Below are 14,794 nucleotides of genomic sequence, written 5' to 3'. Positions count from 1 at the left end.
GCGTCTTCAAATGATGTGCGTGCACTGTACGAACAATTCCCTTACCCGTTGCCGAGTTCAAGCGTAGACCCCATCTATGATCTAGCCATGGGACTGGATCTGGTGATTCATTCCATGGATGGATTCCAGGTTCTCGACGCCGGATGTGGCACCGGGCATCGCCTGGTCGGCCTGGCGATGCAGTACCCAGATACGGAATTTCTCGGCGTAGACTTCAGCGAGCACTCGCTGTCCGTGGCGCGCGAGTTGGCCCAAAACCACAATTGCGACAATGTTAGTTTCCAGCATGCCGAGATCGGTGGCGAACATCTGGGACGCCGCTTCGATCTCATCACGAGTACTGGAGTAATTCACCATCTGGCAGATCCCTCAAATGGTGTACAATGGCTCTATCGGCATCTCGAAGACGACGGAATCGCGTACACTTGGTACTATCACCCTTATGGTGAATTCGATCGTTTATTGAGCCGGGAACTCGTTCATGTCCTTCTGAACAATTCTGCGGAGGATATCTCGGGAACTGTTCTGGAAGACCTGGGGCTTGCTCTCTCGGTAGAGCAGTACGGAACCCGCACCTCCTTCGCGGAGGTATCGGCGGAAACGCAACTCGCTGCAGACGTTGACGCCTATCTTCACCCCATCGTCAATGCCTACCGGTTCCAGGAAGCTGCCGATTTTTTCCAGGGCGGCACCGACTGGACTGTCGTTCACGGCATCAACTGGGATGGCGGCTCCAGCCTCATTAACTCGGGTGACTGGTCCGAGGGCGGGTTTGGGACCTTCACAAGCACAGACCTGTTCAAGAACACGCGGCTGCGCGAAATTTTCGTCGGCATGGACGCTAGCGCCCAACTGCACTGCGTCGAGCTCAAACTGCGCCCCACAGGTTTCACCTTGCTGTCCGGCAACGCCTCAGGCCTTGAGAGGTGCACGGAGCGGACCCGCACCAATGTACGCAATGCCAACCTTCTCCGCATGAACACTTAGTAGGGAGACGCGACATGATCACAGCTGGTCTCAAACTCACGCATAGCGGTGGACTAGCTCTGTTGGAGGACGACAAGCTCTTGTTCAACATCGAAGTGCAGAAGCGGGAGAACAACGCCCGCTACAGCTCCGTCGCCGATCTCCGTCTCATCCCTGAGATCCTCGCCGAGCACGGCTTCAAGGTGTCCGACGTTGACAACTGGGCCCTTGACGGCTGGGATGGCGTGGACTTCGGCCGTCTCTCCGTGCTAGATCACGGCAGGCCTCTGGAACTGAAGGTTGCGCCCTACCGCGAGAACGACACCATCAACAGCTTGGTCCGTCCAGGCGTGGTCGGCCAAATCCCCATCGGCGGGGGCATGGTGACCTACAACAGCTACGTCCACATGTCGAGCCATTTTGCTGCCGCCTACTGTTCCAGCCCCTTCGCAGCGCGTGGTGAGGACTCCTTCGTGCTGGTCTGGGACGGAGGATGCTTCCCGCGTCTTTACTTCGTGAACGGTGCGCGCGGCACAGTGGAGAACGGCGGCGAGGTCTTCCCACTGATTGGCCACTCGTACGCTATGGCAGCCCAGTACTTCGGGCCGTGGGTTCGCAAAGGGGAGGACCGATCCCAAGTCGTCGACGACCTCTCCGTTGCCGGCAAGCTGATGGCTTACATCGCGCTCGGAACGCCGAGGGACGTCGTCCAGGAAGCTATCCGTGATGCCTTCCACCGGAACTTCGAAGCGCCAACCCAGGCCGTCGCCGAGTACCGCAACACAGTGACTGGATGCGGCAGCAATGGTGAGCCCTCGCACCGCTACGTGCACGCCTACCTCAGCGATGCCGCCAAGCGCATCGCTGAGCTCGGGGTGTCGGACGAGGACGTTCTCGCCAGCATGCACCAGTTCATGGAGGAGCTGCTGGTCGAACGGATCGTCGACAAGATCCGGCGTTGGAAGGGTGATGGTCCCTGGAACCTTAGTTTCGCGGGAGGCTGCGCCCTGAACATCAAGTGGAATAGCGCTCTGCGCGCCCACCCGCTCTTCAACGACGTCTGGGTGCCCCCATATCCTGACGACTCCGGATCCGCCATCGGCACTGCGTGCGCCGAGTACGCGTATGCCAAGGGCGTTTCGGCCGTCCGGTGGCACGCGCGCCTGGGGCCGGACCTGGTCGCCACGCCCCGGATCCCAGAAGGCTGGAGCACCCGGGAATGCACCCCGGTGGAGGTCGCCCGCCTCCTGCACGAAAGCGGCAAGCCTCTGGTCTTCCTGCGCGGACGGGCCGAGCTTGGCCCCCGTGCGCTCGGTGCCCGCAGCATCATCGCGCCGGCCAACGACCCTGCCATGAAGGATCTTCTCAACGACATCAAGAGTCGCGAGCACTATCGTCCCGTGGCGCCCATATGCCTGACCGAGCACGCCCCCGAGATCTTCGACCCCGGCACGCCGGATCCATACATGCTCTTCGACCACGATGTTCGCCCAGATTGGCTGGACCGTGTGCCCGCGATCACCCACCTCGACGGCACGGCTCGGCTGCAGACCGTTAGCCCGCAGGACGACCCGGTTCTCGCCGAAATCCTGTGCGCTTACCACGAGCTGAGCGGGATTCCGATCCTATGTAACACGAGCGCCAACCTGAACGGCAGCGGATTTTTCCCGGACGCCGCCTCCGCGATGGAATGGGGCCGAACCGATCATGTCTGGGCCGATGGAGTGCTCTATAGCAAAGTCTGACGGATGTCGGCGCCAGCAACGGAACGAGCAATCGGCCCCGACCGGTTGTACCCCGAAAGGGAGATACCGTAGTGCATCAGCTGATCAAACCCAAAATCCACCATCTGGGTGTACAGACTGCAGACCTCGACAACTGTCTTGCCTGGTACCAGGAATTCCTCGGCGCCGAAAAGAAGTGGGAAATAGACCGGTTCTCCGATCTCACGCTTAACAGACTGCCGGGCATTGGCCGGTTGATCGAGATCGTCGTCGGAGACATGCGTCTCCACCTCTTCGACCGCGCGGACCACAGCAGAAACCAGGCCGACGAAAACGGCTATCTGTTCCAGCACGTGTGCATCCAAGTTGATATGCCGGACAATCTCATCGCCAAACGCCGTCAGTGGATCGACCTATACAAGTCGGGTCACTATAAGTTTGTTCGCCCCGATCTGCCCACCGAGATCGTTGTCGACGACAACGGGGTGCAGAGCTTCTACTTCTATGACGTGAACGGCCTCGAATACGAACTCGCTTACATACCGGACGGTCGCTGATGAAGAGTTCGAGCGACGGCACCCTCACCACAAATCTGCACACTGGTGAATGGGACTTCGGTGACTTCCCCTACGGCTTGGAACCGTTGACCATGCCACCGGTCGGCCATAACATCGCCTCGAGCGCCACCACTGCCCTGCATATGGTGCGCCCGTACGATCAGGACCTCACCCTAGTTCAGCTGCGCCTCCTTGCGAACAGTGAACCTCTGTTTTCGCCCGCCACCGCGGACGAGATCACGGACGACCAGCTGTTTTGGTTCCGCTGGATCACAGGGCATCAAATTTCCTTCCTTATCTGGCATTTGATGGGAAAACTGCTGAAACTAACAGGAGATCGGGAGGCTCCGGACCGTGCGGCGCTCGCGAAACTAGAGACGTATACGCACGGCTACAGTGCCATGCTGCTCTACACCGGATCGTGCCCACTCGACCTGTACCAGACCCTGATCAGGCCGCGCATGTTCCTCCAGCACCGAAGTTTCAGCGGGGCCTGGGCGTCCGACTTCGGCCCGGTGCGCAGCCTGTTCCGCGGGCGCGGCCCCGCACGCGGAGACGCGCCGGAGGCGGTCGGTCTCGCCCATGCCGTGGCAATCCACAAGGTCATCCATGACGGGGTCGCCGCACGGCTTGTGCCTGGAAAACAGTCGCTGCTCCAGCAGGCTATGGCCGAAACCGTTGTACGTCCCTCCGAGCGCATGGCGATCATTTATGACAACTTCTTCCTGACCCTGCGTGCCCCCATAGACCACGACGGCATCGCCGCCCAACTCCTGCGTAGACTGCGCGCAGTGGCACAGGACGTCGCCAGCCACGGCCTCTACCCGGTCGGCCGCGATGGTGAGGACCGGCCCGAGGAACTACTGATAGCCGAGATGGCGGTTTGCGAGAAGCGGATCGGCCGTATCCTTCACGAGGTCGCTGAAGTCGCCACCACCCCGGCAGCATGACGGCCATGTCTGAATGCTCTTGCCACTGGCGATAGTGAACTTCCTCGCAAGTATTGGCTTCAGAACGTACGTCTCGGGCAGCGCGATCTACTTCACCCGGTACATCGAGCCTCCCGTTGCGCAGATCGGGGCGGGGCTGGTACGGCTTCCCCTCTCAATTCACCTGGGTCGCCTCTTAACTGGATGGGAGCGCGCAGGGCGACCCTCGTCATGGGCGTTTCCTAGGTCCTGTTGCTGTTTGCCGCGGCGGATGAAGTGTTCGACTCCTTTCGCCCCGCTTTTCATGCCAGCCGGCCCTGGCTGGCGATGTAAGCCGTCGGCGGCCATGAACCCAAGGCAGCTGTGCCGCACTGCGCCGCGTCATTGTCGGCAAAACTTCAGCAGGAAGGACAATGCGCATGCACGCCACCGTCATTCACGCCTCACACGATATCCGTGTGAGGAGGTACTCGACCCGATGATTCAGTTCCCGAGCGACGCGGTGGTGAGATTCGTTCTGTCCTGTATCTGCGGAACCGATTTGTGGTCTTACCACGGCGCCTCCCCTTGTGAGCCGGGTCGGCGTATCGGGCACAAATTCCTCGGCATTATTGAGGAAGCCGGCGTGAGCGTCACGGACTACACCGTCGATGACCCGGTCATCGCGCCGTTCGTCTGGTCGGACGACGTGTGCGGCTACTGCACGAAAGGCCTTACCACGTCCTGCGAACACGACGGATTTTGGGGACGCCGGGATCGGACGGCGCTCAGGGCGAAGCGGTACAGGTGCCGTACGCAGACAGTGCGCTCGGCAGGCTTCCACCCCAGCGACTGCTCACCGCACTTTTTACCTGTCCAACGTGCTGTGCACCCGTCATCACGCCGCACTTGCGGCGGTGGCGCATCCCGGCACGACGGGGCAGTCAGACTCTGCAAGGTTCTCGCCGCGAAGCGTCTCGCCGCCGACCGGATAATCGCTCTGGAGCGCCACCAAGTGCGTACGGACATTGCCAGGACATTCGGCGCGACAGACATTTTCGCAGAGCGCGGAGACGCCGCAGTCGAGGCCGTGCACGAGCTAATACGCAGTCGGGCGCCCCTGCGGCAATCAAGGTGGTGTGGATTAAACAAGTTATGTGGACGGCAGGGGAAGGAGGCTCGATTGGCTGCGTTGGCGTGCCGCACAGAAGGGACCCGGACTTGGCCCTGAAAGAGCTTTTCGAGCAGAAGATCGCTTTGCGTGGCGTCATTTAGGTGCGAGCCTACATTCCGGAACTGCCGCCGGATATCCTAGATGGGGCGATAAACCCGTTGCCGGGTTTCGATCTAACGGTCAGTCTTGACGGCGCGCTCGGAGGCTACAAAGCCATGGACGAACGTATGGCCTTGAAAGTACTGACCCGATACTGACGAAATTAAAAAGTATGCCACCAACAGCGGTCAGTGGCGTGGGGATACCTCACTCTAGGCCGATGGGGTCGCTTTGGGGGCTCGAACGGAGAACGCCGATGCGCCATGGTGTGCTAATCCTGCCCGAGCATCGTTGGAGCCGTGCCCGGGATTTGTGGGAAAAGGCCGATCGATTGGGTTATGAACACGCCTGGACTTACGACCACCTGATGTGGCGGTGGCTGAGAGACAAGCCGTGGTTTCCGGCGCTACCTACACTGACCGCAGCTGCGATGGTTACCTCGCGAATACGACTAGGGCCTCTGGTGGCCAGCCCAAACTTCCGCAGTCCGGTAGAATTCGCCAAGGAACTTATGGCGCTTGACGACATATCTGGTGGCAGAATTATTTGCGGAGTGGGAGCAGGAGCGGAGGGTTTTGATACCCGTATACGCGGAGATCACCCGCTGCTCCCTGTCGAGCGGGCGGCGCGGTTCGGTGAGTTCGTTGAACTTCTCGACCAATTGCTCCGGCAATCTTTCACTGAGTACTGTGGGGACTGGTTTACGGCGGCGGGCGTGCGAATGGAGCCGGGGTTCGTGCAGCGGCCGCGGGTACCTCTAGCTATCGCGGGCTCAGGCCCCAAAGGGATGGCCTTGGCTGTTCGGCACGCGGAGATCTGGGTGACCACCGGCGTGCCAGGCAGAGGAAGTCCGGAACGCTACGAGCAGCTGCTGCCATTTCTCAAAGTCCACCTCCAAGAGGTGGACAATGCCTGTGCGGCCGCCGGACGCGATCCGGCGTCGTTGCGCCGCTTACTAGTCGCCGGAGTCTCGGCTGGCGGAGTACTTGACTCCGTCGAAAGTTATCGGGATGCGTCGGGTCTTTTCCAAGAGATTGGGATAACTGATTTGGTCGTTCCATGGCCGCGGGCTGAATTTCCGTATCAGGCTCGTGAAGAGGTGCTGGAGGAGTTCGCGGCTACTGAGCTGGAGGGGTCGAGAAAAAATGGGGAGAACGAATGTACGCGATAACAGCGGTCGAGGCGGGCGGCTCCGAGGTACTGAAATACGGGCAGCATCCCGATCCGGTGCCAGGCGCCGGTGAATTGCTGATCGACGTCGCTGCCGCCGGTGTCAATTTCATCGACATTTACCAGCGCGAAGGCCGGTACGCGGTCGACGTTCCCTTCGTTCCGGGCCGCGAAGGCGCCGGTGTCGTGGCCGAAGTCGGTGCTGACGTCACGGACTTCGAGGTAGGGGACCGAGTGGCCTGGGCCAGTGGGGTTCTCGGGTCGTACGCCACCAAAGCGGTCATCCCGGCCGCGCGGGCGGTCCCGGTTCCGGGGAGCACGGACTTGGAGATAGCTGCAGCGGCAATGGTGCAGGGTATGACTGCACACTATCTGACCCACTCCACCTATCAAGTGCGACCCGGTGACACGGTCCTGGTTCACGCGGCAGCCGGGGGTACAGGGCTGCTGTTGACCCAGATGGTCAGGATGCTTGGTGGACGGGTAATCGGTACGGTCTCCAGCCTAGAAAAGGAGCAGCGGGCCCGGCAAGCCGGAGCCAACGAAGTGATCAGATACGAGGGCTTCGCCAAGGCCGTACGTGATTTGACTAACGGCGAGGGCGTGCCCGTGGTTTACGACGGGGTGGGGCGGGCCACCTTCGACGGCAGTCTGGCGAGCCTACGTACCCGCGGTCTGATGGTGTTGTACGGAGGGGCGAGCGGGCCCGTGGAGCCCTTCGACCCGATGCGGCTCCTAGAGGGCGGCGGGCTGTTCCTGACCCGTCCCACCCTGATCCCCTCTTACCTGACTAACCGCCAAGAACTGCTGTGGCGGGCCGGTGACGTACTGCGCTGGGTGAGTTCAGGAAAGCTGCGCGTCCACATTGGGCGCCGATATCCCCTCGCGGACGCCCGCACGGCGCACGAGGATCTCGAGCACCGCCGGTCCGTCGGTAAATTACTCCTGATTCCCGAGCAGTCCGAAAACTGGTGCCTATGAACGGTGCGCGCGCGGTCCTCGAAACGCTCACTGGCGGCGGCGTGGATGTCTGTTTCACTAACCCTGGTACGTCGGAGATGCATTTCGTCGCAGCCCTGGACGAAGTCCCTCAGATGCGTGGCGTGCTTTGTCTCTTCGAAGGCGGGGCGACGGGGGCGGCCGATGGCTATGCCCGGATGGCGGACAGACCTGCAGCTACCTTGCTTCATCTGGGTCCAGGGCTGGGCAATGGGCTGGCCAATTTGCACAACGCACGCAGGGCTGGCACCCCGGTCGTGAACATCGTGGGTGACCACGCCACACATCACAAGGTCTTCGATGCTCCGCTGGAGTCCGACATCGAGGCCGCTGCAGGGACGGTGTCGCGATGGGTGCGTCGCTGCGTTAGCGTGCGCGACGCAGGTCAGGACACGGCCAATACAATCGCCGCCGCTGGATCAACCGCACAAGCCACCGGTGGCGTGGCCACCTTGATCCTTCCCGCCGATGTCTGCTGGTCGCGCGGCGCGTGTGCCGCCCCAGTTACTCCCGGTCAGACCACTGCGGTAGACGAGAACGTGCTGGAGGAGGCGGCTCGGCTGCTGAACCGCGAGGGCAAGCACACCGTCGTGCTGATCGGGGGTGATCTGATGCGGCGGCCGGGCCTTGAGGCGGCGAGCCGTATCGCAGCGGCGACCGGCGCCCGCATCCTGGCCGAGAACACCCCGGCCCGACAGGAACGGGGAGCAGGCATCCCGCTCGTGGAGCGCCTGGCTTACCTGGGTGAAAAGGCCACGGCCCAGTTGACGGGCGTACGGCATCTCGTCCTCGCCGGAGCACGCTCCCCAGTGTCGTTTTTCGCCTACCCAAACAAACCGAGCAACCTGGTACCGACGGGCTGTGCCGTACTCGATCTGGGTGGTGTGCCAATGGCACTTGAGGAGTTGGCACACCTTGTTGCGCCGGGTGTGCGGCCAGTCACCATCTCTGCGCAACGGCCCGGGCTGCCCAATGGTGCGCTGACGGCGCAGAAAGCCGCAGCCGTCATCGGCGCCCTGATGCCGGAGGCCGCAATCGTCTCCGACGAGGCGGTCACTTCGGGCTGGTGGCTGCCACAGGCCACCGTCGGCTGCCCTCCGCACGACTGGCTTACCCTCACAGGCGGTGCTATCGGTCAGGGCATACCGCTGGCCACCGGCGCCGCGATCGCATGCCCCAACCGACCAGTGATCAGCCTCCAGGCGGACGGCAGCGCTATGTATACCTTGCAGGCCCTGTGGACGCAGGCACGAGAAAGTCTCAACGTCACCACGGTGATCTTCAGCAATGCCTCCTACGCCATCCTCGGCATGGAACTGGGCCGCGTCGGGACCCGGCCCAGCACGGACGGGCGGGCAAGAGCCCTGCTTGGCCTGCCCGGCTTGGACTTCGTTTCCCTCGCCGAGGGCCTGGGCGTACCCGCCTCGCGTGCGATCACTGCCGATGACCTCGCCAAACAGCTGAGCAGGGCGCTGACGGAGCCCGGTCCCTGTCTTATTGAAGCCGTCGTCCCGTCCCAGTCATCCTTTCTCGACTGAAACCCGCCATCGTCCGAACAACGAAGAGAAGGATGCGATGATGACCTCTCCGTTCCGAGCGCTCCATCATGTATGCATCGTGGTCCACGACATTGAGGAGGCCGTCGAGTATTACGAACGCCTGGGGATCGGCCCATGGTCGGACTTCGCGAATCCTGCGGCCCTGACCGAGCTGTCGGTGCCTCACCGCGCGGCATTCTTTACCCTGCGGTACAAGTGCGCTGAACTCGATAACATCCAGCTGCAATTGTGCCAGCCGCCACCGCTCGACTGTCCGCAGCGCAGATTTCTTGACGAGCACGGTGAGGGCGTCTTCCATATCGGTTTTGCAGTTGAAAACGTTGAAAGCAGTGAGCGTGCAGGACTGGCGCTTGGCCTCGCGGCACTGATGCGCGGACGCAGACCGAACGGCACCGGCTTCACCTACTTCGACACCCAAGAAGGCGCTGGCGTGACCCTGATGGTGCGCTCAGTCCGGCCTACTGCTTCGTTCCTTTTTGAAAAGCAGGATTAGACGACTATCAGGGCCCCCGTGAGTGAGCTGACCAGCCCGTGGTCGACGGTTGTGGCCGCTGGTCCGCTCTCCGCTCCGGTGGCTTCGGTTCCGGTCAGAGGAGTTCACCGACGAGGCCGGCGAACTCCTCCGGGCCGACGATCCGCACGCCCAGGGTTTCGGCCTTGGCTCGCTTGGAGCCCGCGTTCTCCCCGGCCACCAGCAGGCTGGTCTTCTTCGAGACGCTGGAGGATGATTTGCCCCCGGCGCGTTCGATCAGCTCGTTCATCTGGTTGCGGGTCAGCGCCTCCAGCGCCCCGCTCATGGAGCCGGTGACCACGACGGACATCCCGGCCAGCGGCAGCTCGGACGCGTCGCCCGGCTCCGGGCCCGCGTTGGTGTCTGTGTCGGCCTTGGCATCGGTGTCAGGAGCGGCGGGGGGCGTCCAGCCCGGCTGGGTCATGTTGACCCCAGCCCTGATCAGCTTGTCGATGAGGCCGGTGAGCTCGACCAGTTCCGCCACCACCCCTGGTGCCTTCTTCGGGCCGAGGCCCTCGACCGCCTCGATCGCCTCGGCGTCGGCCGCGCGGATGGCGTCCATGCTGCCGAAGTGCCGGGCGATGCGGCGGCTCATGGAGCGGCCGGTGCCGCGCACGCCCAGCGCGCAGAAGACCCTGCTGAGCGGTTGCGCCTTGGCCCGCTCGATGGCGGCGAGCAGGTTGTCGGTGCTGGTCTCGCCCATCCGCTCCAGGCCCAGCACCTGCTCGCGGGTGAGGAAGAACAGGTCGGCGAAGTCGGCGATCAGCCCGGCGTCCAGCATCTGCCGGATGCGGTTCTCGGCCAGGCCCTCGATGTCGAGCTGGTCGCGGCCGGCGGCGTAGCCGATGGAGGCGATCACCCGGCAGGCGCGCCCGCGCACGCACCGCCACCGCTCCTGGGAGGCATCGATCTCGTCGCCACACAACGGACAGACCCGCGGGATCGGGATCGGCCGCTCGTCGCCGGTACGCAGGTGCACGACCGGGGCCTCGACCCGGGGAATCACGTCGCCGGCCTTGTAGACGACCACGGAATCGCCGAGCATCAGGCCCCGACGGGTGATGTCGGCGACATTGTGCAAGGTTGCGTAAGTGATCTTGCTGCCTTCTAGATCGACCGGCTCCAGCACGGCACGCGGGGCGATGATGCCGCTGCGGCCGACGTTCCACTCCACACCGAGCAGTTTGGTGATCTTTTCGGTGGCGGGCAGTTTGTAGGCGATCGCCCATCGGGGAGCGCGCGAGCTGAAACCGGCCTGCGCCTGGTCAGCGGCAAGATCACACTTGATCACGATGCCGTCGATGCCGAACGGCAGTTTCGGCCGCAGCGTGGCGATCTGCTCAACGCGCTCCTGCACCTGCTCCAGCGTCTCGGCGACGATTCCGGTGACCGGAGTGGCGTCAGTGGTCTGCACGCTCTGCCCGGCGACCCACGCCATAACCTCGCTGTGCGGCAACACGCGCAGCCGCGCGGCCTGCTCGGAGATGTCGTCGGGGGCGGGCAGCGCGCCATAGCCGAAGAACGTCAGCTCGCACACATACGACCGGTCCTGGGCGCGCAACGTGCCGGCGGCGGCGCTGCGCGGGTTGGCGAACGTGGTGCCGTCGTGCGCGCGGCGCTTGACGCACGCGTCTTCGAACTGCGACACGGTCATCATCACCTCGCCGCGCAACTCCACCGTGACCGGCTCGGCCAGCCTGGCGGGCAACCCCACGATGGTGCCGATCGCATGACTCACGTCTTCACCCTTGGTGCCATCACCCCGGGTGACCAACTGCACCAGCCGCCCGCCGCGATATCGTGCGGCGATCGCCAGCCCGTCGAGCTTCGGCTCCACGCTCCACCGGGTGACCGGCCGGCCCAGCCTGCGCTCCAGCGACGCGGCCCAGTCGACCAGCTTCTCCGCACTGAAGACGTTGTCCAGACTCAGCATCGGCACCGTGTGCGGCACGTCGCCGACCACCGCGCCACCGGCCACTTTGCCCGTCGGCGAAGAGGGCAGCACCTCGTCGGGATGCTCGGCCTCATACGCCTGAATGCCCCGGACCAACCGGTCGTAGGCGTCGTCATCCAGTGTGGACGTGCCGTCACCGTAGTACGCCGCAGCGGCGTCCAGGGCGAGCTGAACAGCTTCGGCATAGGCGCTCTGATCAGCAAAGAGAGTGCTGGGGGGTGCGTCGGTCATGATCCCATCATCGCGCCCGGCACCGACAATTTTCGGCCTCCGGGACGCGACCCCGAGCCGGAGTATCCCTCTCGGGTATGACCGTCGGAGAGATGCCGCACTGGAGGGGGCGGCCCGTCGTATCAGCCAATCACCAGTCCTCACCGGCGGCAATATCAACGACTGCATCCATTCCACGGCCGTGATGCAGGCCTCCGCGTGCCCCGCGCCGGCGGACCACGCACTCGTCCCACTCATGTAACCGCCAGCAAGGGCTACAGCTCCCGCGCCATCCGCACCTACCTACGCTGACGCGGGATCGGCGCGACCATATCCGAGCGCGCCGATCAAGTGGCCGGACGAGTTCGCCGCGGACACCGCCGCCACGCCTTTGCCCCGATCCGCTACAAGCGGCGCAACGTCGTCGAACGTTGCTTCAATCGGCTCAGCACTTCAAAGGCATCGCGACCCGCTACGACAAACTCGCCGCCCACTGCCGATCGGCCGTGACCATCGCCTGCCTACTGATCTGGCTCAGACGATCCACAAAACAGAACCTAGTGCAATGCCCGCAGTGCACCTCTATATGGCGACGCGGGCCAACTCCAAGACCTCCCCCGGAGAGATCTCGCGATCCCACGGGGTGGCCACCTCGGTCAGGAAGCGCACCGCCCCCATTAGCGCGTATGGAGCCTCGGGGTGCCCCGCCGCGTGCAGGACCCGCCAGGGCGAGCGCACCGTTGTCCCGATCATCAGCTGTGGCTCGGCGCACGAGTCGGTGTCGGTGCTTTGGGTTTGGGTTTGGGTCAGGATGCCCACGTGCTGCCAGAACGCCAGCAGATCCGCCATGGTTTCCACCTCCGGGTGGCCGCAAGCTTGAACCAGTGCGGAGAATCCGCTGTCCCAGTGGGCCCAACTGCGTTCATCGCCGATCATCTGCAGCCGCAACGTGTAAATGCCGGGGTATTCGTCCAACTCGGGCATCTCACCGGCAGCCGGTATGCAGTCCAGGGGCGGCTGGATGCCGTCCCAGACGCAGGAGGTCAGCCACTGCTCGCCGTCGTCCCATCGTCCAGGGGTCTGGGCCGCGGCGTGTGCGGCGATCTCCTGCACTGAGGTGTGCGGGGCGTCAAGGAAGGCCCGGATGATCTCACCGGCGCGGGGGCAGATCGCCAGCCAGCCGGTCTCGTACACCCCGATGACCGCATGAGGCGCATCCGCCGGCCGCGGGATGCCGGGGTGGGTGAGGGTGATCTGATGCGGCCGCGATGGCAGCGTGGGCAGCTCCACTCGGTGGGGGCGGCGGCCGTAGCGGTCGATCCAGTCGTGGGCCAAGGTCACCCGCTGGCACTCGATGGCGTCTTCTTCGGCCTGGCGGACCTTGTCGCGGGCGGCGCGCAGCTGCTCGCGCCGCTGCTGTTCGGCGGTGGTCAGATGCACGTGGCAGTGCTCGGCGCCGATGCCGGTGAAGATGCGCTTGGCGCAGCGCACCCCTTTGAGGTTGACACCGGAGCACTGGGCGTGCGGGAAGAGGTCGGGGCGAGAGGCCTCGCTCAGCGCCTGCAGGTGTTCGGCGGGGATGTCGGGTTTGGCGGGGGCGTACATCTCCGGGATGACCGCCTGCGGGTCGCTGCCGGCCTCGCGGGCTTGGGCGAACACCGAGCGCGGGCGTGGCACCCCGCTGCTCCAGGAGGGGGCCAGCGGCAGGCGGGATTCGACGATGACGCCGGCGTGGGCGGCGTTGATCAGGGCTTGGGTCGCTTCGTGCTGGATGGAGAGCTCTTCGGTGAGGTTGAGGCGTGCGCCGTGGATGAGGGACAGGATGGAGTTGATCTCCCACGACAGCTGGGCGGCTTGGACCAGCAGCCAGGCGGGTGAGTGGCCGCCGTGGTGGTTGCGGCGCGGCAAAGGGGCCGTTCGTGCGGGGCGACGCGACTCCGTTGTGATCATGGTTGCCTCTTCAGGTTTGCCGAGGTGAGCAAAGGGGTCGCCGTCAGCTTCCCGGCTGGGCGGGGGCGGGCGCTGATCACCCTCCGTGATATGTACCAAACTTGGTACAGACCTTTGAGGATCATGCACGTCACCGTGGGTAAGTGCCCGCCCCGATCACGCCACGCCTCGCTGAGCTGCGCAGACAGTTCGGCCTGCGGCTGCGCGACGTGCGGGAAGGTCAAGGACTCAGCCAGGAACGCCTCGGAGAACTCGCCGAGGTCGACCGCAAAACCATCAACCGCATCGAGAACGGCATGTACAGCCCCCGGCTGGACAACGTCTTCCAGATCGCCGACGCCCTCGACATTCCAATCAAGGAACTGTTCATCGCACACGGCGTCTCACCCAACGAGTAAAGCCCCCTTCTTCGGCGATCACGACAGCCTGCAGCGCCACCACATCGATCATTATCAAAGTCCGCCTTAGCATCGGAATGAAGATCAAATAGGGACTGTACGGTTTTCGGCTCTGTCTCTCTTTCGGTGGTGACGGAGCGTTAGGCCAAGAGGATGCGGTGGCGAAGGAGGTCGAATCCGGCGCGGCCGTGCATCTGGCGCATGATGCGCTTGGTCTTGGTGTTCACGCCTTCGGTGCTGCCGTTATGGAAAGGCAAGGTGACGGCAGCCCGGACGGCGTCGCGGTCTTGGTCGAGGCCGCGGGTGAAGGCGTGCAGGTGAGGGAGTTCGGCGGCGCGGGCGGCGGTGATCCACTCGTCGAGGCGGTCGGCGTTGTCCTCGCGCGGTCGGAGCAGGTCGGCGAAGGCGCGCACCAACCCGGCCAAGTCGGTCATCTCGGGGCAGGTGGCGGTGAGCTCGTCGAGCAGGTTCTGCTGCTTGCCGGTGAGGTTACCGGGCCGGGTGAGCAGGAGCCGGGCCAGGTGGCGCGGTGAGATGGGCGGGCGGTTGCCTTCGGCGCGGCCCTGGGTGATGTAGCGATATAAGAGGGCATTTGATTTGAGTAGATTGCGGCTT

Annotated in this window: 13 protein-coding genes and 1 pseudogene; 11 read left to right on the top strand and 3 right to left on the bottom strand. The window is 63.8% G+C overall.

The genetic code is table 11. The features are described from left to right. Positions 1-87: 87 nt before the first annotated feature. From OG587_RS33630 to OG587_RS33590, 10 genes are all read left to right on the top strand, one after another. Positions 88-987, top strand: a complete 900-nt coding sequence (locus OG587_RS33630; RefSeq protein WP_329082494.1) for a class I SAM-dependent methyltransferase — start codon at positions 88-90, stop codon at positions 985-987. A gap of 14 nt (positions 988-1,001) precedes the next feature. Next, positions 1,002-2,711: a carbamoyltransferase N-terminal domain-containing protein gene (locus OG587_RS33625; protein WP_329082492.1), complete on the top strand. Its 1,710-nt coding sequence runs from the start codon at positions 1,002-1,004 to the stop codon at positions 2,709-2,711. A 71-nt stretch (positions 2,712-2,782) separates the two neighbouring features. Continuing rightward, positions 2,783-3,247, top strand: a complete 465-nt coding sequence (locus OG587_RS33620; RefSeq protein WP_329082489.1) for a VOC family protein — start codon at positions 2,783-2,785, stop codon at positions 3,245-3,247. Then, positions 3,247-4,197 (top strand): hypothetical protein, encoded by a 951-nt coding sequence (locus OG587_RS33615; RefSeq protein ID WP_329082487.1) that lies wholly within the window; start codon positions 3,247-3,249, stop codon positions 4,195-4,197. Before OG587_RS33620 ends, OG587_RS33615 begins: the two co-directional genes overlap by 1 nt. A 13-nt stretch (positions 4,198-4,210) precedes the next feature. Continuing rightward, a complete protein-coding gene (locus OG587_RS47355; protein WP_443075290.1) occupies positions 4,211-5,386 on the top strand; it encodes an alcohol dehydrogenase catalytic domain-containing protein in 1,176 nt (391 codons plus the stop codon). 44 nt (positions 5,387-5,430) lie between these two features. Further along, positions 5,431-5,586 (top strand): hypothetical protein, encoded by a 156-nt coding sequence (locus OG587_RS33610; protein WP_329082486.1) that lies wholly within the window; start codon positions 5,431-5,433, stop codon positions 5,584-5,586. Between the two features lie 98 nt (positions 5,587-5,684). After that, positions 5,685-6,599 (top strand): LLM class flavin-dependent oxidoreductase, encoded by a 915-nt coding sequence (locus OG587_RS33605; RefSeq protein ID WP_329082484.1) that lies wholly within the window; start codon positions 5,685-5,687, stop codon positions 6,597-6,599. Then, positions 6,587-7,579, top strand: a complete 993-nt coding sequence (locus OG587_RS33600; RefSeq protein WP_329082482.1) for a quinone oxidoreductase family protein — start codon at positions 6,587-6,589, stop codon at positions 7,577-7,579. Before OG587_RS33605 ends, OG587_RS33600 begins: the two co-directional genes overlap by 13 nt. Next, positions 7,576-9,135 carry an acetolactate synthase large subunit gene (locus tag OG587_RS33595; protein WP_329082481.1) on the top strand — a complete coding sequence of 520 codons (1,560 nt, stop codon included), beginning with the start codon at positions 7,576-7,578 and terminating at the stop codon, positions 9,133-9,135. The genes OG587_RS33600 and OG587_RS33595 overlap by 4 nt, the downstream gene beginning before the upstream one ends. Before the next feature lie 37 nt (positions 9,136-9,172). Further along, positions 9,173-9,649, top strand: coding sequence for a VOC family protein (locus OG587_RS33590; protein WP_329082479.1), 477 nt, complete (start codon positions 9,173-9,175; stop codon positions 9,647-9,649). A 94-nt stretch (positions 9,650-9,743) separates the two neighbouring features. Here OG587_RS33590 and ligA read toward each other — a convergent pair whose 3' ends face one another. Beyond that, positions 9,744-11,852 (bottom strand): NAD-dependent DNA ligase LigA, encoded by a 2,109-nt coding sequence (gene ligA / locus OG587_RS33585; protein WP_329082477.1) that lies wholly within the window; start codon positions 11,850-11,852, stop codon positions 9,744-9,746. Positions 11,853-12,413: 561 nt separating this feature from the next. Further along, complete coding sequence (locus tag OG587_RS33580) at positions 12,414-13,781, bottom strand: hypothetical protein (protein ID WP_329082475.1); 1,368 nt, start codon at positions 13,779-13,781, stop codon at positions 12,414-12,416. A gap of 143 nt (positions 13,782-13,924) precedes the next feature. Between OG587_RS33580 and OG587_RS33575 the strand changes: the two genes are divergently transcribed. Beyond that, the gene (locus OG587_RS33575; RefSeq protein WP_329082473.1) at positions 13,925-14,179 is read left to right on the top strand and encodes a helix-turn-helix transcriptional regulator; all 255 of its coding nucleotides are present in this window, start codon (positions 13,925-13,927) and stop codon (positions 14,177-14,179) included. A gap of 140 nt (positions 14,180-14,319) precedes the next feature. On the opposite strand, the pseudogene OG587_RS33570 reads toward OG587_RS33575, so the two are convergent. After that, a pseudogene (locus OG587_RS33570) lies at positions 14,320-14,766 on the bottom strand (transposase); the annotation flags it as partial. Between the last annotated feature and the right edge of the window lie 28 nt (positions 14,767-14,794).

Origin of the sequence: Streptosporangium sp. NBC_01469 (assembly GCF_036227305.1) — a bacterium.
Classification (GTDB): domain Bacteria; phylum Actinomycetota; class Actinomycetes; order Streptosporangiales; family Streptosporangiaceae; genus Streptosporangium.
This window is presented reverse-complemented; position numbering and strand designations above follow the sequence as displayed.